Origin of the sequence: Paenibacillus shirakamiensis, assembly GCF_017874255.1 — a bacterium.
GTDB lineage: Bacteria > Bacillota > Bacilli > Paenibacillales > Paenibacillaceae > Fontibacillus > Fontibacillus shirakamiensis.
Window position 1 is genome coordinate 101,608 of sequence record NZ_JAGGLD010000002.1, and the last position, 24,371, is coordinate 125,978.

24 protein-coding genes and 2 tRNA genes are annotated in these 24,371 nt (G+C 42.5%); 7 read left to right on the forward strand and 19 right to left on the reverse strand.

All coding sequences use genetic code 11. The annotated features are described in order from the left end of the window. Nucleotides 1-29: 29 nt before the first annotated feature. The 13 genes from J2Z69_RS07360 to ilvB all read right to left on the reverse strand — a co-directional run bounded on the left by J2Z69_RS07360 (nt 30) and on the right by ilvB (nt 13,466). The gene (locus tag J2Z69_RS07360; RefSeq protein ID WP_209860744.1) at nt 30-1,058 is read right to left on the reverse strand and encodes a BMP family lipoprotein; all 1,029 of its coding nucleotides are present in this window, start codon (nt 1,056-1,058) and stop codon (nt 30-32) included. 277 nt (nt 1,059-1,335) lie between these two features. After that, nucleotides 1,336-1,409 (reverse strand) — tRNA-Gly (locus J2Z69_RS07365). A gap of 8 nt (nt 1,410-1,417) precedes the next feature. Beyond that, a tRNA-Pro gene (locus tag J2Z69_RS07370) sits at nt 1,418-1,494 on the reverse strand. An 89-nt stretch (nt 1,495-1,583) separates the two neighbouring features. Next, on the reverse strand, nt 1,584-2,972 hold the full coding sequence (locus J2Z69_RS07375) for a putative bifunctional diguanylate cyclase/phosphodiesterase (RefSeq protein ID WP_245339091.1): 1,389 nt from the start codon (nt 2,970-2,972) through the stop codon (nt 1,584-1,586). 170 nt (nt 2,973-3,142) lie between these two features. Next, the gene (locus tag J2Z69_RS07380; protein ID WP_209860748.1) at nt 3,143-4,102 is read right to left on the reverse strand and encodes an aldolase catalytic domain-containing protein; all 960 of its coding nucleotides are present in this window, start codon (nt 4,100-4,102) and stop codon (nt 3,143-3,145) included. A gap of 107 nt (nt 4,103-4,209) precedes the next feature. Then, nucleotides 4,210-5,325, reverse strand: coding sequence for an ATP-binding protein (locus tag J2Z69_RS07385; RefSeq protein ID WP_209860750.1), 1,116 nt, complete (start codon nt 5,323-5,325; stop codon nt 4,210-4,212). A gap of 390 nt (nt 5,326-5,715) precedes the next feature. Further along, nucleotides 5,716-6,141 (reverse strand): hypothetical protein, encoded by a 426-nt coding sequence (locus J2Z69_RS07390; protein ID WP_209860752.1) that lies wholly within the window; start codon nt 6,139-6,141, stop codon nt 5,716-5,718. Between the two features lie 218 nt (nt 6,142-6,359). Further along, nucleotides 6,360-6,905 carry a peroxiredoxin gene (locus tag J2Z69_RS07395; protein WP_209860753.1) on the reverse strand — a complete coding sequence of 182 codons (546 nt, stop codon included), beginning with the start codon at nt 6,903-6,905 and terminating at the stop codon, nt 6,360-6,362. A gap of 172 nt (nt 6,906-7,077) precedes the next feature. Further along, nucleotides 7,078-8,157, reverse strand: coding sequence for a 3-isopropylmalate dehydrogenase (gene leuB, locus J2Z69_RS07400; RefSeq protein ID WP_209860756.1), 1,080 nt, complete (start codon nt 8,155-8,157; stop codon nt 7,078-7,080). 189 nt (nt 8,158-8,346) lie between these two features. After that, nucleotides 8,347-9,873: a 2-isopropylmalate synthase gene (locus J2Z69_RS07405; RefSeq protein WP_209860757.1), complete on the reverse strand. Its 1,527-nt coding sequence runs from the start codon at nt 9,871-9,873 to the stop codon at nt 8,347-8,349. A 170-nt stretch (nt 9,874-10,043) separates the two neighbouring features. Beyond that, the gene (gene ilvC, locus J2Z69_RS07410; protein WP_209860758.1) at nt 10,044-11,036 is read right to left on the reverse strand and encodes a ketol-acid reductoisomerase; all 993 of its coding nucleotides are present in this window, start codon (nt 11,034-11,036) and stop codon (nt 10,044-10,046) included. A 199-nt stretch (nt 11,037-11,235) separates the two neighbouring features. Continuing rightward, nucleotides 11,236-11,721 (reverse strand): acetolactate synthase small subunit, encoded by a 486-nt coding sequence (ilvN, locus tag J2Z69_RS07415; RefSeq protein WP_209860759.1) that lies wholly within the window; start codon nt 11,719-11,721, stop codon nt 11,236-11,238. Then, complete coding sequence (gene ilvB, locus J2Z69_RS07420; protein ID WP_209860760.1) at nt 11,721-13,466, reverse strand: biosynthetic-type acetolactate synthase large subunit; 1,746 nt, start codon at nt 13,464-13,466, stop codon at nt 11,721-11,723. The genes ilvN and ilvB overlap by 1 nt, the downstream gene beginning before the upstream one ends. A gap of 545 nt (nt 13,467-14,011) precedes the next feature. Between ilvB and J2Z69_RS07425 the strand changes: the two genes are divergently transcribed. Beyond that, nucleotides 14,012-14,473, forward strand: coding sequence for a GNAT family N-acetyltransferase (locus J2Z69_RS07425; RefSeq protein ID WP_209860761.1), 462 nt, complete (start codon nt 14,012-14,014; stop codon nt 14,471-14,473). Nucleotides 14,474-14,477: 4 nt separating this feature from the next. Here J2Z69_RS07425 and J2Z69_RS07430 read toward each other — a convergent pair whose 3' ends face one another. The 5 genes from J2Z69_RS07430 to J2Z69_RS07450 form a co-directional block, all read right to left on the reverse strand. Further along, nucleotides 14,478-14,825 carry a hypothetical protein gene (locus tag J2Z69_RS07430; protein ID WP_209860762.1) on the reverse strand — a complete coding sequence of 116 codons (348 nt, stop codon included), beginning with the start codon at nt 14,823-14,825 and terminating at the stop codon, nt 14,478-14,480. 124 nt (nt 14,826-14,949) lie between these two features. Continuing rightward, nucleotides 14,950-15,309 carry a 50S ribosomal protein L20 gene (rplT, locus tag J2Z69_RS07435; protein WP_209860763.1) on the reverse strand — a complete coding sequence of 120 codons (360 nt, stop codon included), beginning with the start codon at nt 15,307-15,309 and terminating at the stop codon, nt 14,950-14,952. 30 nt (nt 15,310-15,339) lie between these two features. Continuing rightward, nucleotides 15,340-15,540, reverse strand: a complete 201-nt coding sequence (gene rpmI / locus J2Z69_RS07440) for a 50S ribosomal protein L35 (protein WP_209860765.1) — start codon at nt 15,538-15,540, stop codon at nt 15,340-15,342. Nucleotides 15,541-15,575: 35 nt separating this feature from the next. Then, a complete protein-coding gene (infC, locus tag J2Z69_RS07445; protein WP_209860767.1) occupies nt 15,576-16,070 on the reverse strand; it encodes a translation initiation factor IF-3 in 495 nt (164 codons plus the stop codon). Nucleotides 16,071-16,371: 301 nt separating this feature from the next. Then, nucleotides 16,372-17,610 carry a glycosyltransferase family 2 protein gene (locus J2Z69_RS07450; RefSeq protein WP_209860768.1) on the reverse strand — a complete coding sequence of 413 codons (1,239 nt, stop codon included), beginning with the start codon at nt 17,608-17,610 and terminating at the stop codon, nt 16,372-16,374. 681 nt (nt 17,611-18,291) lie between these two features. On the opposite strand from J2Z69_RS07450, the gene J2Z69_RS07455 reads away from it, so the two are divergent. Both J2Z69_RS07455 and J2Z69_RS07460 read left to right on the forward strand, forming a co-directional pair. After that, nucleotides 18,292-18,819, forward strand: a complete 528-nt coding sequence (locus tag J2Z69_RS07455) for a phosphatase PAP2 family protein (RefSeq protein WP_209860770.1) — start codon at nt 18,292-18,294, stop codon at nt 18,817-18,819. 63 nt (nt 18,820-18,882) lie between these two features. After that, nucleotides 18,883-20,019: an MGDG synthase family glycosyltransferase gene (locus J2Z69_RS07460; RefSeq protein WP_209860772.1), complete on the forward strand. Its 1,137-nt coding sequence runs from the start codon at nt 18,883-18,885 to the stop codon at nt 20,017-20,019. 92 nt (nt 20,020-20,111) lie between these two features. On the opposite strand, the gene trmB is transcribed toward J2Z69_RS07460, so the two are convergent. After that, nucleotides 20,112-20,819, reverse strand: a complete 708-nt coding sequence (trmB, locus tag J2Z69_RS07465) for a tRNA (guanosine(46)-N7)-methyltransferase TrmB (RefSeq protein ID WP_209860774.1) — start codon at nt 20,817-20,819, stop codon at nt 20,112-20,114. A gap of 402 nt (nt 20,820-21,221) precedes the next feature. On the opposite strand from trmB, the gene mnmL reads away from it, so the two are divergent. The 4 genes from mnmL (at nt 21,222) to J2Z69_RS07485 (ending at nt 24,260) form a co-directional block, all read left to right on the forward strand. Further along, nucleotides 21,222-22,175, forward strand: coding sequence for a tRNA modification radical SAM protein MnmL/YtqA (gene mnmL, locus J2Z69_RS07470; RefSeq protein WP_209860776.1), 954 nt, complete (start codon nt 21,222-21,224; stop codon nt 22,173-22,175). Between the two features lie 3 nt (nt 22,176-22,178). After that, entirely contained in the window at nt 22,179-22,760 is a 582-nt protein-coding gene (mnmM, locus tag J2Z69_RS07475; RefSeq protein ID WP_209860778.1) for a tRNA 5-(aminomethyl)-2-thiouridylate-methyltransferase MnmM, read from the forward strand. Between the two features lie 34 nt (nt 22,761-22,794). After that, a complete protein-coding gene (locus tag J2Z69_RS07480; RefSeq protein ID WP_209860779.1) occupies nt 22,795-23,196 on the forward strand; it encodes a VOC family protein in 402 nt (133 codons plus the stop codon). 92 nt (nt 23,197-23,288) lie between these two features. After that, nucleotides 23,289-24,260, forward strand: coding sequence for an alpha/beta hydrolase (locus tag J2Z69_RS07485; protein WP_425354989.1), 972 nt, complete (start codon nt 23,289-23,291; stop codon nt 24,258-24,260). Nucleotides 24,261-24,371: the final 111 nt, after the last annotated feature.

Sequence of the window (24,371 nt, forward strand, 5' to 3'; positions counted from 1 at the left end):
GTTAGAATATTGTGACAGTAAAGGGAGATCTATTTCTCTTCTGTAACTGGAACTTTAATTTCGCCGCTCACGATTTTAGCTTTGTAATCTTCTACAAGTTTCAGCACGTCAGCAGGTACATTTTTGCTAGAAGTATCTGGAATACCTACGCCATTATCTTTCAACGTCAATTCTTCAGCTCCACCTTTGAATGTACCATCTACAACTTCTTGACTCACACGTTTAACGGCTTCATCGACACGTTTAACCATGGAAGTCAGCGTTACGTCAGGATACTCAATGGATTGGTCTTTGTCTACGCCAATAACCCATACTTTTTCGCCTTTTTTCACACGTTCAGTTGCTTCGTTAAATACGCCTGTTCCTGTACCACCCGCAGCTTGGAATACGATGTCAGCTCCGTCATTATAGAAAGTAGCTGCTGAAGTTTTGCCTAGATCCGGTTTGTCAAAAGCTCCAGTGTACTCAATGTATACTTTAGCTTGTGGATTTACAGCTAGTACGCCTGCTTTAAAGCCCGCAGCAAATTTCTCAATAACTGGAATTTTTGTGCCGCCAACAAAACCAATTTTGTTAGTTTTCGTCATTTTACCTGCAACAACACCAACCAAGAAGCTACCTTCGTTTTCTGCAAATGTAACAGATTTAACGTTAGGCTCATCAACTACAGCATCAATAATGGCAAGTTTTGAATCTGGGTTTTGTTTGGCAACCGTCTTAATCGCATCACCCAAGCTCATTCCAATACCCCATGTCAAAGCATATTTGCCTTTAACATATTTGTTCAAGTTCGTGATATATTCGTCAGCTTTTGTACTTTGAAGGTAACTTGGTTTAATTTTTCCGTCTTTTTCTAGTGCTTGAAGACCTTCCCAAGCAGATTGGTTAAAGGATTTATCATTTACGCCACCTACGTCAGTAACCATACCGATTTCGACTTTTTTGTCGGAACCTGCGCCAGTTGTGCTACCTGCGTTATCATCCTTTTTACCACAACCTGCAAGAAGTACGGACAAGGACAACATCATGACCATCGACAACTTCAATGTTTTTCTCATTGTTTTTATATCCCCCTAGAATGTTTTTACAAGCTTGCCTACCCGACACATTATACATTCAATTGTTACGAAAATCCACACATTAATGACCGCAGTTCAATAAATCTTCGGGTCTAGAAAAATGAAACCGTTTTATGCATACCGAACCATGTCACACTTGCGTGAATGCATATGAAATCAGCATTTTAATTTTGCGCTTAGCTTTACCTCTATTCACAAAAATATCATATTTTGCGCACAAAAAAACCCTTTTCTCAAAGGGTCATAAATTTGTAAATGGAGCGGGTGATGGGAATCGAACCCACGCTATTAGCTTGGAAGGCTAAAGTTCTACCATTGAACTACACCCGCAAATATAATGGTCGGGACGACACGATTTGAACATGCGACCCCCTGGTCCCAAACCAGGTGCTCTACCAAGCTGAGCTACGTCCCGTAATCTATGCAAAAGCAGCAAAACTTTTGTAAAGACAAAATACATTATATCATTCCACTATCATCATTGCAATAAAAAAATCAGACATATTAACTTACTTGTTGGCTAAGAAATCGATCCTCAAATTCCATCGCGCTTAACGGTTTACTAAATAGATACCCTTGCGCATCATGACAATCTTGAAGCTTCAAAAATTCAAGCTGTTCGTGATTTTCTACGCCTTCCGCGGTAACCTTAAGTTTGAGGTGGCGAGCCATTGAAGCAATGGTGGATACAATGGCAGCATCATTATTATCTTCCATGACTTCTTTTACAAAAGATCGGTCGATCTTTAGGCGATCGATAGGCAGACTTTTCAAATAATGCAAAGAGCTATATCCCGTGCCGAAATCATCTATACTAATAGCTACACCTAACTTCTTAAGGCTTTTCAACTGACCAAAAGCCGCTTCTTTGTCAAATGTCATACTTTCCGTAATTTCTAGCTCTAAATATTGTGGATCCATCCCAATTTCGGTGAGGATATGTCCGATTTGCTCTGAGATTTGGAATTGTCGGAACTGACGCATCGATAGATTCACTGAGATCACCATTGGCGTATAGCCCATCGTCTGCCATAACTTATTTTGAATACATGCCTGACGCAGCACCCAATCCCCCAAAGGAACAATCAGCCCACTTTCCTCAGCCAAAGGGATAAATTCTCCAGGGGCTAACAAACCTTTCAGAGGATGATTCCACCTTACCAGAGCCTCCATCCCCACAACAAGACCGCTATTCAAATGAACTTGGGGCTGATATTCAATGAAGAATTCCTCACGCTCAATACCGATTCTCATTTCGTTCTCTAGATCCAGACGAGATTTAGCATGCATTTGAAGCGTTGGTGTATATCTATTCCACTCTAACCCAAATTCCTTGGCATTATGAACAGCCATATCAGCATTTTGTAACAATTGTTCGGCAGAATCACCATCTTTGGGGAACACGGCTAGACCGAGATTTAAGCTAACTTGATATCCTATATTATTGAAAAGAACTGTGCCGTCCATTGTACTTAAGAAATGCTCCATACGATTGTATAAGTCGGGTCCCTCGGATATTCCTGGAATGATCACCGCAAATTCGTCCTCACCCATTCGGTAAGCTTGCTCCGCAGGTGAACACTGCTCAGTAAGCCTGGCACTTACTGTCTGTAATAACTGATCTCCCGCACTGTATCCCAACGAGTCATTAATAGCCTTGAAGCGACTAACGTTCAGGACAATAACCGCTGTAGATACTTGTACATCTCTAGACAGCTCTAAATATTCCCTTAAATTCTCTTTTAACTTACGTTGATTAGGAAGTCCCGTGAGCTCATCAATATACAACAGCTGATAAATATCTTCGGGAGTGAATTGTTGATTATGTATTGGAAATTTTCTCTTTAAGAATCGCAAACCATGAATGAGGTTATCGAAAAATAGGATCTGCATGATGGTTTTCCTCTCTTTGTTAGTCGTTCCCATTGTCGCTCACCCACCCGCTTTATAGTGTTGTTTTTATCTTATAAACTATAGGTTCCACACGCAACAGATTTATCCTGCTTTCCGCAAAAAAAACCGGCAGAATTATGCCGGTTTTTGTCTAAGTACCTAAAAGAAAACTATTTCTTCTCGAAACTAACTTCAGGTGTCGTTAATTTGTCGAAGAAGCCTACGACTTTATCCTTAGCATCCGAGGCTCGAAGTGCCATAGCAGAACGAGGATGTTCATCTAAAGAACCTGTAATCATGTAAGGGATGAGATAGCCCCACTCCTCTTTTTCACGTAAAGGAATCAATAGATTCTCCAATACTTCCAGTACAGGACGAATTTTATAGTGTGTATTCTTCAAATGTGTCACAAGCAGTTCTGTAGGACAATTCCCTGCAGCTCGGCCCATACCATATACGGAAGCATCTAATAGCTCTACCCCATTTTGTGCAGCTACTAAGGTGTTAGAAAATGCTAGCTGCATATTATTATGCGTATGAACGCCAAGACGTTTGTGTGGTAAATGTGTCTTGAACTTCTGAACAAGATATTCTGTATCTTTATAATCCAGACTACCATAAGAATCTACAATATAGACTACATCTACTACGCTCTCATTGATCATTTCAAAAGCTTCTAATAGTTCATTCTCCATCACATTGGATAACGCCATAATATTCAGTGTAGTCTCGTAACCTCTATCGTGGAAAGTCTGAACCAATTGAAGTGCTTTATCCACATCTTTAATGTAACAAGCTACTCGAATCAGATCTAGCATGCTCTCTGTTCTAGGTAGAATATCATTCTCATCCACTCGGCCAATATCTACAAGAGCCGAGAGCTTCGTAGTCCCCTTATTGGGAATCACTTGGCGTAAAAAATCATCGTTCAGGAAGCGCCAAGGGCCAGCTTCATCTGCACCCGATAGAAGCTTTGGAGAATTCTTATATCCGATTTCCATATAATCAACACCAGCTTCATTCAACCCTGCATATAACTGCTGAACGAATTCAATACTGAAATCCCAGTTATTCACAAGACCGCCGTCTCGAATTGTACAGTCTACAATCTTGCAATGGTTCGTTTTCATAGGGAAAATTACCTTCTTTACTCTTTTCTTAACATCTTACTTGAATAGAAAAGCAAAAGTAAAGGAATATCCCGAATATCAGCTCAGAAAAGTTGCTTTACCGCGGTTCAGGCCTGCCGAGTTAATGGAAGCGATACCACAAATACAGTTCCTTCTCCTTTCATACTGTCTACAGAGATGGTTCCTCCATGGTTGCGAATGATGCGATAACTTACAGATAGACCAAGTCCCGTTCCTTGCTCTTTAGTTGTGAAAAAAGGGTCAAATAACTTACCAAGTAATGTCTTGTCCATTCCATTTCCATTATCTTGAATGGAGATATTTACCCGATCTCCTTCTTGCTTAATTCCAAGTTCAATCATCCCCGCATAGTGAATGACACTCACTTCATGAATAGCATCCATCGCGTTTTTGATTATGTTCAAGATAACCTGCTTAATCTGTTTGACATCAATAGATACATATAGATCTTCAGTTTGTTGATGAAGTCTCATCTCACATCCAATCATCAATGCTTCGCTCTCCGTAAGCAACATGGCATCTTTGAGTAATGAAGATACACTAACAATTGTCTTTTGCGGCGCCGTAGGTTTGGATGAATTAAGAAATTCATGAATAATATCGTTAGCCCGATCAATCTCCATTAAGATGATTCTTGCATATTCATCTTTGCCTAACTGAATCAAATGTGGCCGAAGTAATTGAATAAAACCCCTTATCGCCGTGAGAGGATTGCGAATCTCATGTGCAATAGCAGCAGAAATTTTACCTAACATAGCCAATTTGTCATTTTGATAAGCGGTCTGTTCAATCTGCTTATAGTCCGACACGTCTTTCACACTAAGAAGGAAGTCTCCCTCCATCTGGTCTCCATAGACTACGGATATTAGCCAATGTCTTCCATACTCATCAATTAGTTCATGGTATTTGCGGCGGTGAAATATAGTCTCTCTATAGATTCGAGCAATCTTCTTTTGTTTGAAGCGACTGAGGTAGGGATGACGCATTAATTGAAGAAGATTACAACCAATTAAGGACTGACGAGGAAGTTCGAGGAGCTTGGCCATCTGTACGTTAATAAATGTCAGGACACCTTCACTATCAAAGAGAAGTATACCGCTGTCTAAATGTTGCAAGACATTCTCGTATTTATTTTTCACAAGCTGAGTCGACTGGAAGGCTTGGACAGATTGCAGTAAAGTTTCTTGAAATTCACTCAACAAGTTGATCCCCCCCTTTTTTTATTAATGATGTAGCTGCCTTACCGACAAAATTCCATCATTTAACGAAAAAAGAATCCCATAAAACATCTGAAAGACTTCTCTTTCAGGGGTATCCTATAGTGCATGTTATGACCTCTCTATCCATGCCCATTATGCTGAATTGTGTATGTAAAAATCGATCTCTAAGGTACAAAACACCTATGTTGTAATTTCTTTATATATATCGATACGCTATATATCAGACTGTCATATATCAGACTGATAAAGCTCTGATTTCATCATATTAATTATGGTAAAAATCGTCAATCAGAGAAACTGTCGAAATAGGAGGAATAATATCATTTTTTGTATAATAGGTATCAATAAAAAAAAGGCCTCCACTTAAGGAGGCTATCTGGTTGTTCCACGGCTATTTTTAAGGAGGAGCTTGGTACGACGTTGACTCATTACAGCGAGTCTGCGCTTCAGTTCGCTTTCCCATTTTTCATCCTTAATATGTTTGGCTACAGCTAGTAGGTCTAAGGACATATCAATTTGATTCTGAATAATATCTAAAGGTTCTTCACTTTCATCATTCACGCAGTTTCCAAAGATGGATTCTTCATCTTCCATTATGAAATCTTGGAAGTCAATCTCAGAAGCTCCATCATCATGAGCATATTCTGCAAGGATCTCGTACTCATTTTCTACTTTATAATGAACCTCTACCCGATGGCACACAGGGCAGAATAACAAGGGAACATTATGGACTTGCGTACGATAATGTTTTAATGTTCCTTTCGTCCCAACCATACTTGCTCCACAACAAAAACTCATTCCCCATCACCTTCCCTATTCGGCTCGTTGTCTAAGAATATTAGTTGCTGATTTTCTATAACTTATTCGCTCACTTGACTGTAAATTCCTGTGCTTACGTTGAATTTCAAGCCCAAAATATTAAGAATAAGACCGAAGTCCTGGATAAGGGATAAAAAGCCCCCTAAAGGTAATTGATCACCTTGAGGGGGCTTTCCAGACAGAGCACAATGAGTGAATTAACCGTTAAGGGTTTTGTCGCCTGGCTTCCAATTCATTGCGCATAATCCGCCAGATTGAAGAGCTTGAAGCACACGAAGTGTTTCTTCAACGCTACGTCCAACGTCATTATGGTTAACAACTTGGTATTTGAGTTCGCCTTCTGGATCGATAATGAACAATCCACGAAGAGCAATACCTTCCTCTTCAATAAGAATGCCGTAATCACGAGCAACACTCTTCGTAATATCAGCAGCTAGAGGGAAGTTCAATTGGCCAAGACCATTGCTATCCTTAGGTGTGTTAATCCAAGCTTTGTGGCTGTGCACGGAATCCGTACTAGCACCCAGTACTTCTGTATCCAATGCTTTGAATTGATTGTAAGCATCACTCAAAGCTGTAATTTCAGTCGGGCATACAAATGTGAAATCTAGCGGATAAAAGAATAATACTAACCATTTACCACGATAATCGGACAATGAAGCATGTCCAAATTTTTGGCCGTCTCCAGAGACAGTCTCCATACTGAAATCTGGTGCGGGTCTTCCTACCAAACGTTCTGCCATTTTGAATAATCCTCCTTTAGAATATGTAAGAGAACGAGCCAATAGGCTGCCTTCTCTAATCTGAATAAGTGTCGAAATCACAATTAAAATGGTATCATCTCGCACACTTCAAAGTCAAGATTATATTGATTTCTTTTTTATAATTATTATAATTAAGAATTTTCTATTACATTTATTTTTTGATGGCTGCTACAATTAATTCGCCCATAGCTGTTGTGCTAATGGCTTGACTCTTATCAACTGCAATGTCTCCTGTCCGGTGACCTGCATCCAGCACTTCAGCTACCGCTGCTTCAATGGCATCGGCTGCATCTGCATAACCAAACGTTAACCGGAACATGAGAGCCAAGGAAAGGATAGTCGCGATTGGATTGGCCACGTTTTGGCCTGCGATGTCAGGAGCAGATCCATGTACCGGCTCATAAAGTCCAAAACTACCTTCACCCATGGAAGCGGAGGATAACATTCCAATTGAACCGGTTAGCATGGCTGCTTCATCACTCAGAATATCTCCGAACATATTCTCTGTTACTATGACGTCGAAGCTCGAAGGTCTTCTCAGTAACTGCATAGCACAATTGTCTACTAGGACATGCTCAAGTTCAACATCGGGATAATCCGGAGCAATACGAATGACTACCTCTCTCCAAAGTCTTGAAGATTCAAGCACATTCGCTTTATCTACGGAAGCTAATTTCTTACGGCGCTTCTGGGCAATTTCAAAGGCTTGACGAACAATTCGCTCAATTTCTGTTTCATTATAAGCACATGTATCCACTGCTTCTTGCCCAAACTCTGTATCTCGGCGGAATTTCTCACCGAAGTAAATTCCGCCTGTAAGCTCTCGAACGACCATAAGATCTGTACCTTCTAGAACCTCAGGCTTTAATGTAGAGGCATCTTTCAGACAATCAAACACTACGGCAGGACGCAAGTTAGAGAAAAGACCTAGTGCTTTCCGAATACCTAGCAAGCCCGTTTCTGGACGTAAATCTGCTGAATTGCTATCCCATTTCGGTCCGCCCACTGCGCCTAGCAGAACCGCATCCGATTTTTTACAAATTTCTAATGTTTCCTCTGGTAAGGGTGTACCTTTCTCGTCTATCGCAACGCCTCCGAACAAAGCATGTTCTGTCTCGAAGCGATATCCGAACAACTCTTCTGTGCGTTTCAATACTTTCTCCGCTTCAGCAACAACTTCCGGTCCGATTCCATCTCCAGCAATAACTGCAATTTTTTTGATCTCTGACATATATAATCCGCTCCTTTAAATTCATTCTTGGTAACCGATAAACACTCTCACTCAGTTGTAACACATGTGTCATACATAAGACCAAGATATAGAAGCTATCAGTTTAATAGTTTTTGCCTATATACAAAATAGTTAACAAAAAAAAGACACTCTGGTTTCATCCAGAATGCCCTTGAGTTTTAACCCGCTTTATACTTTCGATAAAGAATCACGTTTATCCGAGAGACGGTTAAGCGCATCCACATAAGCTCTAGCACTTGCTTCAAGGATATCAGTACTCACTCCACGACCTTGAACAGAAATGTCCTGCTGAGTTAGAACAACATGCACTTCCCCTTGAGCATCTTTACCATGACTAATGGATTTAATCGAATAATCGGACAATTCCACATCTTCTTGGGAAACTTTATCGATAGCATTATAGATTGCATCTACAGAACCATTTCCTTCTGCTTCTTCGTTCACGGTACCGCGTCCTTGAACCTGCACTCTTACTTTGGCAGTCGGTGTAGATTCATTTCCATAAGATACGAAGAGAGTCTCCAAGTGATAGACTTCTGGAGTATCCAGTAATTTTTCATCCAAAATTGCTGAGATATCCTCGTCTGTAACGTCTTTCTTCTTATCAGCCAAAATTTTAAATGCATTAAAAGCTTCGTTCAACCGCTCATCTTCTACTACGTAACCCAGATCCACTAATTTCTCTCTAAAAGCATGTCTTCCTGAATGCTTACCCAGTACAAGCTTACTTTCTTTGAGTCCGATCGTCTCGGGTGTCATAATTTCATATGTGCTTTTCTCTTTCAGCATACCATCTTGATGGATTCCCGATTCATGAGCAAATGCGTTAGCACCTACAATTGCTTTATTGCCTGGAACTACCATGCCTGTCAGACGGCTAACCAAACGACTTGTGCGGGCAATCTCAGATAATTGAAGAGAGGTCTTCGCACCAAAGAAATCTTGACGCGTCTCTAAAGCGAGGGCTACCTCTTCAAGCGCTGTGTTCCCGGCACGCTCGCCGATACCATTAATTGTTCCTTCGATCTGGTCAGCCCCGTTCAAGATTGCCGCCAAAGCATTCACTGTAGCCATACCTAGATCATCATGGCAGTGGGCGCTGAGCTGTACCTTTTCAATTCCATGAACACGCTCTTTGAGCGTTTTAAAAATTTCCCCATATTCATAAGGACTCAAATAACCGACAGTATCGGGGATATTAACTACAGATGCACCTTCTTGAATGGCCATTTCGGTCATTTCTATTAGAAAATCCATTTCCGTGCGCCCCGCATCCTCAGCAGAGAATTCAATACTTGAGAAGTATTTCGAAGCATAGCGCAGCGCTTCTCTTGCTGTGTCCAGCACCTGCGCCTTATCCATTCTTAGCTTGTGTTGTCTATGAATAGGGGAGGTAGCCAAGAAAATATGGATTCTTGGATCTTCCGCTCCCTTTAGAGCTTCACGTACAGCATCGATATCTTGTGTTCTAGAGCGAGAAAGTCCGATTACACTTGCATTCTTCACGGCACGTGCAACGGCATTTACTGCGGCTAGATCGCCTGGAGAAGCTGCTGGAAATCCCGCTTCGATTCGATCTACGCCCAGCTTCTCAAGCTGATAGGCGATCTTCACTTTTTCTCTAGTATTCAGGTTGACGCCGGGAGATTGCTCTCCGTCCCGAAGCGTGGTGTCGAATACATAAATCTTTCGCATACCTGCACCTCCTGATAAGTTCATGAATAGGTGTTCCATAAAAGCACTCAATGCGGCTCACGCTGATGCACGGCCGCATTGAATTACTAACACTATGATTCTTTATTTCCCCACCGTCTTAAAGTGAAGACCTGTAACGCAATCATCAGAAGACGTATATATAAGTTATATTACTTCTTAATCCAGTGCATCAGACCACGAAGTTCTTTACCTACCACTTCAATTGGATGATTCGCTTCATTACGACGTGTTGCAGTTAGGAAAGCACGATTGGATTGATTCTCAAGAATAAAGTCACGAGCAAATTTACCTTGTTGAATATCTGCAAGAACAGCCTTCATAGCTTTCTTCGTCTCACTTGTTACAATACGTGGGCCCGTAACATAGTCCCCATATTCAGCTGTGTTGGAGATGGAATCACGCATGGTTGCGAGACCTCCTTCATAGATCAAGTCTACGATAAGCTTAAGTTCATGAAGACATTCGAAGTATGCCATTTCTGGTGCATAACCCGCTTCAGTCAATGTCTCAAATCCAGCTTTGATCAATTCACTTACACCACCACAAAGTACAGCTTGCTCACCGAACAAATCGGTTTCTGTTTCTTCACGGAATGAAGTCTCAATTACCCCTGCACGAGTACAACCAATTCCTTTTGCATAAGCCAAGCCGATTTCTTTAGCTTGTCCTGTAGCATCTTGATGAATAGCGATAAGTCCAGGTACACCAAATCCTTCAGCATAAGTACGACGAACCATGTGTCCTGGGGATTTAGGAGCAACGAGCAATACATCATTGTCTGGAGCGGGAACGATTTGACCGAAATGAACATTGAATCCATGTGCGAAAAGGAGTGTAGCTCCTTTTTTGAGGTTCGGAGCAATCTCACTGTTATATACAGATGCTTGCGTCTCATCAGGCATCAAAATTTGAACTACATCTGCGCGACGAGTAGCCTCAGCTACGGGCAATACTTCAAAACCATCTTCTTTGGCTTTATCAAACGATTTACCTTCACGAAGTCCGATAACCACATTGAGTCCACTGTCACGCAAGTTTTGTGCATGGGCATGCCCTTGGCTTCCGTATCCAATAATTGCGATGGTCTTTCCTTTAAGTACGTTCAGATCCGCGTCTTGTTCATAGTACAATGTTACTGCCATTTCGTTAGTCCTCCTAAAAAGTATTTGGTCGATGCTTAGGAAAAGTTATGGTATTCTCGCTTCCCAAAAGCTCTCGCCGGTTGATCAAACCCTCCACATAATGAATGGGTGTATCAAAGGACCTTCATATCGGCGTATAGATCCTCTCACACCCCCATTCATTAAGGGGGCACCACTGAATTCATATCTATTCTAAAATTTATGCGTTACCTCGTGTCATAGCCGTAACTCCAGTTCGTGCTAATTCCTTGATACCATAAGGACTTAGCAGCTCAATCATGGCATCAATTTTCTCGGTATCTCCTACCACTTGTACCATAAGACTATGCGTTCCGATATCCACTACAGCAGCGCGGAAGGTCTCAACCAGCCCCATAATTTCGGGCCTTTCCGTAGGCTCTGCCTTAACTTTAATCAATGCAAGCTCTCTAGCTACCATTGGTTTGGCGCTCAAATCAACGACCTTAATTACGTCAATCAATTTATAGAGCTGCTTCTCAATTTGTTCAAGTGTTTTGTCATCGCCTTGAGTAACAATGACCATACGGGAAAGTCCTTTTTCTTCAGATTGCCCGACCGTAATGCTCTCAATATTAAATCCTCTTCGTCCAAAAAGTCCCGATACTCGTTGCAATACACCCGGCTGGTCATTAACTAATACGGAAATGGAATGGCTTTTTATCATTATTCACTATCCCCCATCAACATTTGATCAATGGCGGAACCCTGTGTAACCATCGGATATACATTTTCGTGTTTGCGAACCACGAACTCGACCAATACAGGACCCGGCGTCTCCAAAGCCTCCTGCCAAACTTTTTTGGCATCTTCCTTATTCGAGGCTCGTAGACCTTTCACGCCATATGCCTCAGCCAATTTGACAAAGTCTGGGCTTCCCGACAAATCGATATGACTATAACGATTCTCATAGATCAGTTCTTGCCACTGACGTACCATGCCGAGCACTTGATTGTTAAGGACTACGATTTTGACCGGAATTTGATTAATTGCACAAATGGCTAGCTCTTGGGAACACATCTGCATTCCGCCGTCTCCATTAATTGAGATGACCAATCGTTCCGGGAAAGCCATCTGAGCACCAATCGCAGATGGGAATCCGAATCCCATAGTTCCAAGTCCCCCTGATGTAATCCATGATCGAGGCTGATTGAATTTGTAGTACTGAGCTGCCCACATCTGATGCTGGCCCACGTCCGTAGTCACAATCGCTTGACCATGTGTCGTCTCGTTCAAGTGTTCTACAACCCATTGCGGCTTCAATTCTTCATCTGAATCAATATATTTCAAAGGTTTTTCTTTTTTCCAAGTAGCAACGGTCTCTCTCCAAGCATCGGCTTTTGCTGCATATACTGGATTTTGATTCAACTGTTCAAGCACTGTCTTCGCATCCCCAACGATAGGAATATCCGCTGGCACGTTCTTACCGATTTCCGCAGGGTCGATATCAATGTGTACAATTTTAGCAAGGGGGGCAAAACCACCAAGAGCACCTGTGACCCGATCATCAAATCTAGCTCCAATATTAATGAGTAAGTCCGCTTGTTGAATCCCGTTGTTGGCGGTAAAGGTTCCATGCATACCTGGCATACCCATCCATAGCTCATGACCACTTGGGAAAGCTCCGAGAGCCAACAATGTAGTCGTTATTGGGATGCCTGATTGGGTGACAAATTCGTAGAGAGCTTCATGCCCACCTGAGTAAATCACACCGCCTCCTGCAAGAATGACTGGACGCTCAGCTTCCCGAATAGCTGTCTGCAGACGATCAAGTTGAAGTCGATTAGGTACAACCGTAGGATTATAGCCGCGAAGGTCAATCGTCTCATGCGGATTAAATAACGCTTTCGCTGCAGATACATCCTTAGGTATATCAATCAATACCGGCCCTTTACGCCCCGTGTTAGCGATGTGGAATGCCTCGTGAATGACACGCGGTAAATCCTCAACATCACGAACCAGATAACTGTGTTTCGTAATCGGCATGGTGATTCCCGTAATATCTGCTTCTTGGAAAGCATCCGTGCCGATGAGCGTAGTTGCAACATTCCCGGTAATTACGACTAACGGAACGGAGTCCATATATGCGGTAGCAATACCTGTAACTAGGTTGGTGGCTCCTGGCCCTGAAGTAGCAATACATACTCCCACTTTGCCGCTAGCCCTTGCATATCCGTCTGCTGCATGGATCGCACCTTGTTCATGCCTTGTCAGGAGATGCTTGAAATCCTTAAATCCGTAAAGGGCGTCGTAGATATACAGAACAGCTCCACCCGGATATCCAAAGACGCAATCTACACCTTCTAAAAGTAAGCTTCTCAGCAAAATATCAGAACCTGAGATTACTTCGGGTTTACTCCATTTCTCAATCAATTCATCTGTAGTCCGTACTCCTGGAATATGAGCGTTCATTAGTCATCCTCCTCTCAAAAGTTGCCTTGCCAACTTACAACAAAAAAACCTCTCGTCTCTCCAAACAGACATGATCTGCTTAGAGGGACGAAAGGTTATCGCTTCCGTGGTACCACCCATGTTTACCCAGAACTTCACAGTACTGAGCCTTATCGAGTAAGCAAAGACATCTTTTCTTACCCTAAGTCTGTAACGTAGACTGTACGATTCTCCCTAATACCCTTCTCTCCATCCAAACACTTGGAATGTAAAATCTAGAAAGAAAATTTTCAGGAGAACAGCTCCGAGGTGAGCTCGTATAAAGGGATATTGGTGGAGGTTACAGCTGATCCATCCACTCTCTGAACAATAGAGCCCTTAGCACTTCGTCCTCATCATAGCCGATCGCGTTATCGCGTTAAAATGTTTAGAAACATTATATGATCCATTCAAGCGAATAGTCAATACCCTTTATTTCGTATTTTTCTTTGGAACCCTTTTCTTCTATATCCATATGATGTAATACGTTGCCCACGATTATGTAGGGTAAGGAGGAATAGCCGCCTATGATTCGCTATCGAAGACCCCGTCAAGATGACCCCGTAATCTATCGTCTGATCGAACAGGAACTGGTCCCCCACTCCCATTTATCTAAGGGAAGTCTGGATGCTGTCATCCGGGAATTACCTAAGCGCCTTACGCGTGGTGTGACACTTATAGGATCTCCTAACTATGAAGCAGATGCAGTTGCATTTGTACATTTCATGATTCATGGCGATCTTCTTTATATCGATATGATGGCCGTAGCCCCCGCAGAACAGCGCAAACGCTATGGAAAAACGCTCCTGTCACAAGCTGAGAGTTTTGCAACTTCCCGCGGGTGCAATCGGGCCAAAGTGATGGTAGATAAAGATAACAAACGTGCTAAAGTCTTTTATAAGAAGCTAGGCTATAAAACTACGAGATATGTCCCCATTTCTCTTTGTTATGAGATGGAGAAAACGTTACACACAAGATTCATACATTAATTCTTTAGAAAAATCCTCCATTGTAGCCGCCATAGCCTGGGCCAATTCCGGGTCCATAACCACCATAGCCGCCACCGTATCCAGGTCCATAACCACCACCATAGCCACCACCGTAGCCGCCGAATCCACCACCAAAAGCATAAGGGGCAGTTCCGACTGCAAGCAAGTCAAACAATACCAATGGTATAATAGCCTTCGTCTGCACTTTTTTACCTTTAGTTCTTTCAAGAATAAGACGGTTACCGCTAATTTTTAGCAATTTCCCTGTTACTCTGCTTCCGTCCTTTTTATAAGCTACAATATGTTTGCCGACCAGCTTCAGAGCATCTTTTTTTACTGTAGATACGCTCATTATTTCCCCTCCTCCCTATGTTCTCCTCAATGTATGCCCCAAGCGCTGGCCTCGCTTGTATCTTTGTCCTACACAACGAAAACAGGCGTCCCCGAAGGGACGCCTGATCTCTATTCGTATTGACTTAAGCGTTAATTTTTTCTTTAGCTACAGAAGCCAAAGAATTGAACGCGTTCAAATCATTAACAGCCAAATCCGCAAGAATCTTACGGTTGATGTTAACTTCAGCAAGCTTCAAACCATACATCAATTTGCTGTAAGACAGACCGTTCAAACGAGCAGCCGCGTTAATACGAACGATCCACAGTCTGCGGAAATCACGTTTCGTTTGACGACGGTCACGGTATGCATACATGAATGATTTCATTACTTGTTCTTTAGCTGTCTTAAAAATACGGTGTTTGGAGCCGAAATAACCTTTAGCAAGCTTCAAAACCTTTTTATGACGACGACGAACGACGAATCCGCCTTTTACTCTTGCCATATCAAAAAACCTCCCAGAAAGTGTGTTCTACTACTTAAGATTGGACAAACCTTGTTTCAAACGTTTCACGTCTCCTGAATACATTACAGGACTACCAGCCAATACGCGCTTAGCGCTCTTGGATTTGCCAGAAAGCAAATGGTTGCGGCCTGCTTTGTAACGTCTTACTTTACCGGATCCGGTAATTTTGAAGCGGCCTTTAAGGCTGCTGTGTGTTTTCATTTTAGGCATTTTATTTCCCCCTTATAGGTTATAAGCATAATCGCTTAGTTTTTCGGTGCCAAAATCATAATCATACTGCGACCTTCCAATTTTGGCAGCCGTTCAATAGCAGAGAGTTCTGCAACCTCTTCTTTGACACGATCCAAAATCTTTTTGCCGATGTCAGCATGGGCAATCTCACGGCCACGGAAACGTACGGAGCACTTCACTTTATCGCCTTCATTTAAGAATTTGATAACATTACGTAGCTTCGTTTGATAGTCATGTTCATCAATGTTGGCACGGAACCAAACTTCCTTGATGTCGACAATTTTTTGATTCTTACGAGCTTCTTTTTCTTTCTTTTGTGTCTCATAGCGGAACTTGCCATAATCCATAATACGGCATACCGGCGGCTTCGCCGTAGGAGCTACGTTCACTAAGTCAAGATTCAGATCGATAGCCATTTGCAGTGCTTCACGAATCGGCTTAATTCCGATCTGCTCCCCTTCTGCACCTACTAACCGAACTTCCTTCGCCCGTATTTCATCATTGATCATATGTTCTTTACTGATAACTGTCCACCTCCAAAGATTATTATTGATTTCATGCCTAGTACTTTAATTTTACATAATAAAAAAGGGATACAGGTATATCCCCGCATCCCTTATTGATCGTCAATTCTTCATGAACGTTCACATTCATAAATCATTGGATCAAAACCCGCCAACCAAAGTCAGTCAGGTGAGAAGCCTGGGCCTCTGCTTGCAATCCAAAAACTTGCTAACAGCAATACTTGATATACTATATCACAACAGAAAACTATTATCAAGTATAATCCCATAAAAAAAACAGGGATCATTATCCCTGTTTACTTTGTACTTCTTCCAATCGAACAACACGTGTATGTTCGGTATGGCTCCATTGCTTGTTGTTTTGCGTAAAGAAAGCATAAAACGTAATGGGCCACCAAGAGATGAGATAAATCGGGAACAAGACAAGATATAAATATACTTTCTTGTACGTAATTTTCTCAAGTGCCATAGCCATAACAAAAATAAATACGTTCATAACAATCGCTACGACCGAAACCCAGAAAGGCAGATAACTATACATCGTAGTGAAATGAGGTCCGTTAAACAAAGACTGATCTACCCATATAAAAGCGGTTAGCAAGAAGGTGATCAGCACGATGTATACATTTACCGCATATAGTGCTAAATCGAGCTTAGCTATACTACGTTCCTTAATACTCTTCCAGAGCATAGGCAGGAAATATCTCCGAGCTACGGTGAAATGACCTTGCATCCAACGTAGACGCTGACGTGCAGAGGCTTTAAAAGTGAGAGGCTTCTCATCAAATACTTTGGCATCATAATTAAATTTAGGATATATATTTTGACTTGCACAGCGCATCGTAAATTCTAAATCTTCTACAAGGCTAGTAGCTCCCCATCCAATTTCTTTCAATAGCTCAGTCTCGAAGCACATTCCTGTACCTCCGAGGAAATTAGCCATACCTAGATTGTGACGTGGAAGCTGCCATAACCGATTCACATACCAGTAAGATACGCCATAAGCAGCAGTAACCCATGAATCTTCAGGGTTTTTAGTATCGATGTAACCTTGAATTACGCGTGCACCCGTACATAAATCATTATTCATTTCGTTCAAGAAATCAGGATGTGCTAAGTTATCGGCATCGAACATGACGACGGCGTCATACTGACGAGGCAGCTTCCATAATTCCTTAAGCATCCATTCAATTGCATACCCTTTACCTCGAAGCGTTGGATTGGTTCGTTCACAAGCATTCCAGCCATGACTCTTAACGATGCTAGCCGTTCCATCCGTGCAGTTATCACAAATTACAAATACATCATACAAATCTTTTGGGTAATTCAGAAGCTTCAAGTTCTCCATTAAAGCACCTACAACCTGCTCTTCGTTATGTGCAGCTACTAGAACCGCAAATGATTTGGAAGGAGCAAATTGTTGCTTTTTCTTTTTCTTGTACATGCCAAACAAAGAGAACACGAACTGATAAACACCAATTGCTGCCAAGAAGACCTGGAGCACAATAATAATGGCATCCAACATGATTCCCTAGAAACCCCCTTTTAACCCTCATGAAATTGAACTACATTCTTTCTCTCTAGATCATTGATATTCGCAGTTGTAAATATGACCCTATTTCATTAGTAACTGTTATATCAAAACCCTACCCTATATATTTATGTTGGGCAAAAGTCAGACATATCGATTTTCTATGAAATCACTCCATTTGTCAAAAGGCTAAATCCTCTTTTTTGGGGTGAATTTTGCCTTCAGAAAGGATATAAGCTATTGATTCCTTACCTCGTCCTAACTTTCGCATCACTTAGGTCTTATTTTCATCCATTTCGACCAATTTTATTTCATCATATCTCTAAATGTAGAGGATGAATTGAAAAAACGAAGAAATATATTTATACAAACGAAACAACATTTAAAAGTTGACACAAAGCTTCACTTATTTTTAAACTTTTTTGATATCATCTGAATCATTGTATAAGGTGGATACATAAGAAGTCAAAAAACTCTACCTGCTTTGAAATCTAAAAATAAGCTATACTCAGATTTGTATGTTTCTATGCAGGTTAGAATATATTCTAAATTTTGTTCATGATAGCTCCAACTGGTTATATGGTTAAGACATATATTCTCAATGATCAACAAAAGAATGAATGTGTAGAGAAAGATGCGAGCTTACCTCAGAGCTCGTTCATGTGGAGGGATCATATGCGCCGTCTTGTACTGAACTTCAAACGCTGGGACCAGCGAATTTTCATAGGCATTAACACTGGACTCCATCGAAGCTTTCTTAACTTTTGGTTATTTTATTTCACCCATCTAGGCGGAGCAACATTTACTATCGCTTCCACCCTTGCTATATGGATATTTGCAGCTAAACCTTACAGCCATACAGGTCTTATTGCAGCAGTATCTCTCGCCATCAGTCATATTCCCGTTGCTATTGCTAAAAAACTATATCCACGAGTGCGACCCTACCTAGCCATGCCAGATACACGAACATTCCGGGGACCCTTAAGCGATCACTCTTTCCCCTCTGGTCACACGACGGCTATTTTTTCCGTCACCATGCCTTTTATGATTATGGAGCCTATGCTTGCTTTGCTACTTGCCCCCATCGCTCTAATCGTCGGTTTCTCTAGAATATATCTTGGACTTCATTATCCTTCAGATGTATTAGCAGGAGCAGTGATTGGAACGGGCGTTGCAATTGGAACCGTTGCATTGTGGCCTTAAGCCCGATCATGATAAGATACATGATAAGTTAATGTAAAACCTTGCGGAAAAGGTGAAATCAACGTGGACAAACAAAGAGTCTTGCTTTTATCGGAGGGATTCGGGGCGGGACATACTCAGGCGGCCTACGCACTATCCAGCAGTCTTCGCAAACTGTCGCCTGATGTACAAACAAAAGTTCTTGAGCTCGGTAGCTTCTTGAACCCCAGAGTCGCTCCCTTTATAATTACAGCCTATAAAAAGACCCTTTCCACCCAGCCTAGGCTGGTACGTATGATGTATAGAAGTAATTACAAAAAATCTCTAAATCGACTGACGACGCTGGCTCTTCATCGAATTTTTTATACACAGACAACACAGCTTATCCGTCAAATTCATCCTGATGTTATTGTGTGTACCCACCCCATCCCAAGTGCGGTGATTGCAAGAATGAAGCGACTTGGTTTGGATGTACCTTTATGCACGGTCATTACGGATTATGATGTTCATGGTACTTGGATTAGTCGTGAAGTTAACTGTTACTTAGTCTCTACACCTCAGGTTAAGAACAAACTCCTGGAACGCGGTGTAACTGAATCTAACATTCAAATCACAGGCATCCCTGTTCACCCTAATTTTTGGGAACGTCATAGTAAAGAAGATATTTTAGATCAATTCGGGCTGAAAGATATGCCGACTGTCCTTGTTATGGGTGGAGGCTGGGGGTTTATGAAGGACGAGACTGTCAATGCCCTTCTTGCCAGGTATCGTGATCAGATTCAAATTATCTTTTGCTTCGGGAGCAATAAAAAGTCACTCCATAAAATGGAGGAGGATTCTCGCTTTAAGCATCCCCATATTCATCTCTTAGGATTTACCAAGGAAATAGATAAGCTCATGGAAATCTCAGATTTGCTTATCACCAAACCCGGAGGCATGACCTGCACGGAAGGGCTTGCAAAAGGAATTCCTATGTTGTTCCACCAACCTCTTCCTGGTCAAGAAGAAGAAAATTCACACTATTTCACAGCACAAGGTTGGGGTACACCCATTACGAACCTCGAAATTATAAAAGATTGGATTCACCGTCTTACAGAACATTACGACGATGTTCAAGCAAGACGTCAGGAAGTTATTCAGCAAATCAATTGTTATCATCCTAAGCAAAGTGCACAAGCAATTATGAATTTACTAGAAAAAAAACAAGGGGCTGTCCGTTAGTCAATGACTAATGAACAGCCCCTTGTGGCATGAAGAAACTTGCGGATTGTGTATCCACAGGTGAAATAGCCAAAGCACTACTGGAAGAAAAATTAGAATTTCTCCATCTTGTGCTCGTGGTATTGCTTAAGTGCCTGACTACCCATCTTTACTTCCACTCGGTATATCGGCATGTTCTGATTGTGGAATTTTGTCTCATACTCTGTCATAATGTGCGCTTCGTTAATTCCTTCACGATGCAAACTTAGCGAGATGTCGCTCATTTGCAGCCCACTTGCCGCAAAGGAATTCAGTGAGAATTCGAATAAGGTCAACGAATCCGTCTTGAAATGAATCTCACCTTTATCATTCAGCACCACTTTATATTTATCTAGAAATCTTGGATGGGTTAGACGGCGGCGTCCATGACGCGATTTCGGCCAAGGATCACTAAAGTTCAAATAGACTCGCTCCACTTCGTCGGGTGCAAAGAACTCTTCCAAATCCTCAATATTCCCAAGTGCTAACTTAACGTTAGGAGGCTCATTCTCTCCCTGCTCAAGCCAAATATTGCGAGCCTTTTCGCTAGCCCGGCGGATCAGTTCATCATACATATCCATACCGATAAAATTACAATCTGGATATTTAGCACTCATCCCGCTAATGAACTGCCCCTTTCCCATGCCTAGTTCAATATAAATCGGATTGTCATTTCCGAAAAACTCAGCCCAACGACCTTTATATTCCCGGGGATTTAATACAACCAGTTCCTGCTGAGCCTCTAAATTCTCCCGAATTCCTTTTCTGCCACGTAAACGCATTTCATATCTCCGCCTTCTACATGTAATCCATTGTCGTCTTTGTCCACTACCAGAATATTGTGCCGAAGTTCATTATAAATGTAAAGCCCAGTCTACCCCAAAAAGAATGAAAAAAGAACCCTGCACCGCGCGAGCAGGCAAGGTTCTCTCTTCGAATCTATTTGGAATTGGGGTCCAACGATCTTCAAGGTCCGCTGAGCGGATTCCGCGTCGTTCTAGGACGTTCGCTGTCTAAAGTGACGATATTATTCTGTTCTAAGCTTATCAGGCCGACGCTGTAAATAAAATAGCACAAATGCGAAGCCAATTGCAACCAGACCGGGGAAGTTCCCTTTTATTTGTGTTTTTTGATACAATGTATTAGAAATGTAAAGTCATTACGTCTGTATTAAAGGAGTTCTCATGAGTATACAAAACCCTACCTCACCGACCTTGTGGAGAGATAAGCGCTTTCATACATGGAATACCGAAATGCACGATGCTTTAGGTGGCAAGGTGTTCAAAGTGATGCTGGATGCTGGATTTACTTGCCCCAATCGGGATGGTTCTATAGCCAAGGGTGGCTGCACCTTTTGTAGTGCAAGGGGCTCGGGTGATTTTGCCGGCAGTCGCCGGGATGACTTGGTAACTCAGTTCAACAATATTAGAGATAGACAGCATACTAAATGGCCTAATGCGAAGTATATTGGCTATTTTCAGGCGTATACCAATACCTATGCCCCTGTAGAAGAGCTTAGAGAATATTACGAGACCATTCTCGCACAACCTGGTGTAGTCGGGTTATCGATTGCAACGCGGCCTGACTGTCTGCCTGATGAGGTGGTTGATTATTTGGCTGAACTCAATGAACGGACGTATTTATGGGTCGAAATGGGCCTCCAGACGATTCATGAATCGACCTCGGAGTTAATTAACCGCGCCCATGATTCGAAGTGTTATATCGAAGCAGTTGAAAAGTTGCGCAAACGTAACATTCGAGTCTGTGCCCATATTATTTACGGGTTACCACAAGAAAGTCATGAAATGATGCTGGATACAGGACGTGCCGTGGCTAACATGGATGTACAGGGCATTAAGATTCATCTCCTTCATTTAATGCGCAAGACACCAATGGTTAAGCAATATGAAGCAGGATTACTTCGCTTCCTTGAGCAAGATGAATATATTAAGCTGATTGTGGATACCCTTGAATTTCTGCCTCCTGAGATGATTGTCCACAGGCTTACAGGCGATGCGCCGCGAGATCTCTTAATCGGACCGTTGTGGAGCTTAAAGAAATGGGAAGTATTAAATACTATCGATGACGAATTAAAAAAAAGAGATACTTGGCAGGGCAAGTTCTGGAGGGGACGTTAAGCTATGGGATTTCTCTCTGTTCTTAGCATGGCGCACCGCCTTGTCGGCGAGCGGCTGCAGCCGGGTGAGATCGCTGTAGACGCCACGGCAGGCACAGGGGCGGATACACTATTTCTAGCTAAGGCTTGTGGCCGCCGCGGGCAGGTGTACAGCTTTGATGTTCAGGGCGAGGCCCTGGCTCTGACAGAGCAACGTCTTGCGAAGTCAGCGGCCTTGAATCTCGCCCGCGTGACGCTCGTGGAGCGAAGCCACGCAGAGATGTGTGCGGCCGTAGCCGAGGAACATCACGGACGCGTGGGCGCGGTGATGTTCAACTTAGGCTATTTGCCGGCTGCTGGCGCCGATGCGGCGCTGATTACGCAGACCGCAAGCACGCTAAAAGCGCTTGCGGCTGCGCTGGTTCTTTTGAGACCGCGGGGGATTATTACCGCGGTCTTGTATCCCGGCCACCCCGGTGGGGAGGCCGAGGCTCTTGCCGCCGAGGCATGGGCGGCGGGCCTGCCCGCGGAAGCGGCGCAGGCCATTCTCTATAGACAGCCACAAAAGGCGGCAGCTCCTTATTTAATGGCTATAGAGAAGCGATAAAGCAGATTTTAACAAGAAGAAAAGAGGCAATACCATGAGTGTCCATAAAATTGAACATATCGGAATCTACGTATCAGCACTGGAAGATTCCATTGAATTTTATATAAGGGTTTTGAATCTCAAGCATTTGTATACGTTAGGTGAAGTTGAAGATGATGTGCGTCTTGCATTTATGGGGTTTCAGGGGCAGGATAGCGTCGAAATTGAACTTATATGGAAAAAAGATGCTCCCGATCTAGCTAGTGAAGGACGCGTCAATCATCTGGCATTCACGGTCAGCCATATAGAACAAGAATATTCTCGTATTGCTGAGCTCGGCCTGTCTGGGCGGAGTGCACAGATTCAATCCTTGTCCAATGGAAGTCGATATTTCTTCTTCAATGGCCCAGATGGAGAACGTATAGAATTTTTCGAACCTGCACGTTTAACTCCTTAAAACTTAAAGCTCAAAACTCAAAACTTAAAAATTTAAAACTTAAAAATTTAAAAACTTAAAAACTTAAAAACTTAAATGAATAAAGAAGGTGAATGATCTTGGAAGCACGGAACTTCAATATGTGGAGTGCAGATGGTAAAGACATTTATGTCTATCACTGGTTTCCTACAGAAGCAGAGACGGGCTCCCCTTCTTCTTCACCCAGAGCCATCATTCAAATTGCTCATGGGATGGCTGAGAATGCCAAACGATATGAACGATTAGCTGGAGCATTGACTGCAGCTAACTTTGCCGTCTATGCCAATGATCACCGTGGTCATGGAAGAACCGCTGGAAGCCCTGAAGAGCTTGGGTTCTCCGGTGAAGATGGCTTTCACTATATGACGGAAGATATGAATCAATTAGGCCAGGTCATTCAGGAACGACATTCTAATACACCTATCTTTCTATTAGGTCATAGTATGGGGTCCTTTTTAACTCAAAAAATGATGTATTCCTACCCGGAACGATATGCAGGCTTTCTTCTATCGGGAACTTGCGGCAAGCAGAGCATGATTGGCATCGGTGAAAAGGTAGCTCGCCTTCTCTTCAAACTTCAAGGAGCTCGCCACCGCTCTATGATTCTAAACGGACTCGTATTCGGTAGATATGAAAAGATCTTCAAACCTTCTAGAACGCCCTTCGACTGGCTATCTAGAGATGCTGAAGAGGTCGATAAGTACATGAACGATCCCGACTGCGGCGTCGTAAGTAGTACCGGATTCTTCCGAGACTTCTTCCGACTATTGCTAGAAATCCATCGCCCGGAACAGATGGCTCTTATCCCCTTGGATAAGCCTGTCTATTTGTTCAGTGGGGAGGCCGATCCTGTGGGTCTTCAAGGAAAAGGAGTATTGTCTCTCGCCAAAATGTATGAGGAATTAGGAATACAGGATGTATCCTACAAGTTATATCCGGGAGGCAGACATGAGATTCTTAATGAACTGAACCGGGAAGAAGTCACGCTAGATGTAATCCATTGGCTAGATCAACAGCTGCCCTCTTCCTCTTTCTCTTCACTATAGTTAATACCAAAAAACCTTTCCCGCTAAGTGCAGGAAAGGTTTTTGTCAAGGCAGTATCTAGAGGTGAATTAGAGAATGCGATTCACTATTAGCCACGTATTTCAACATTAG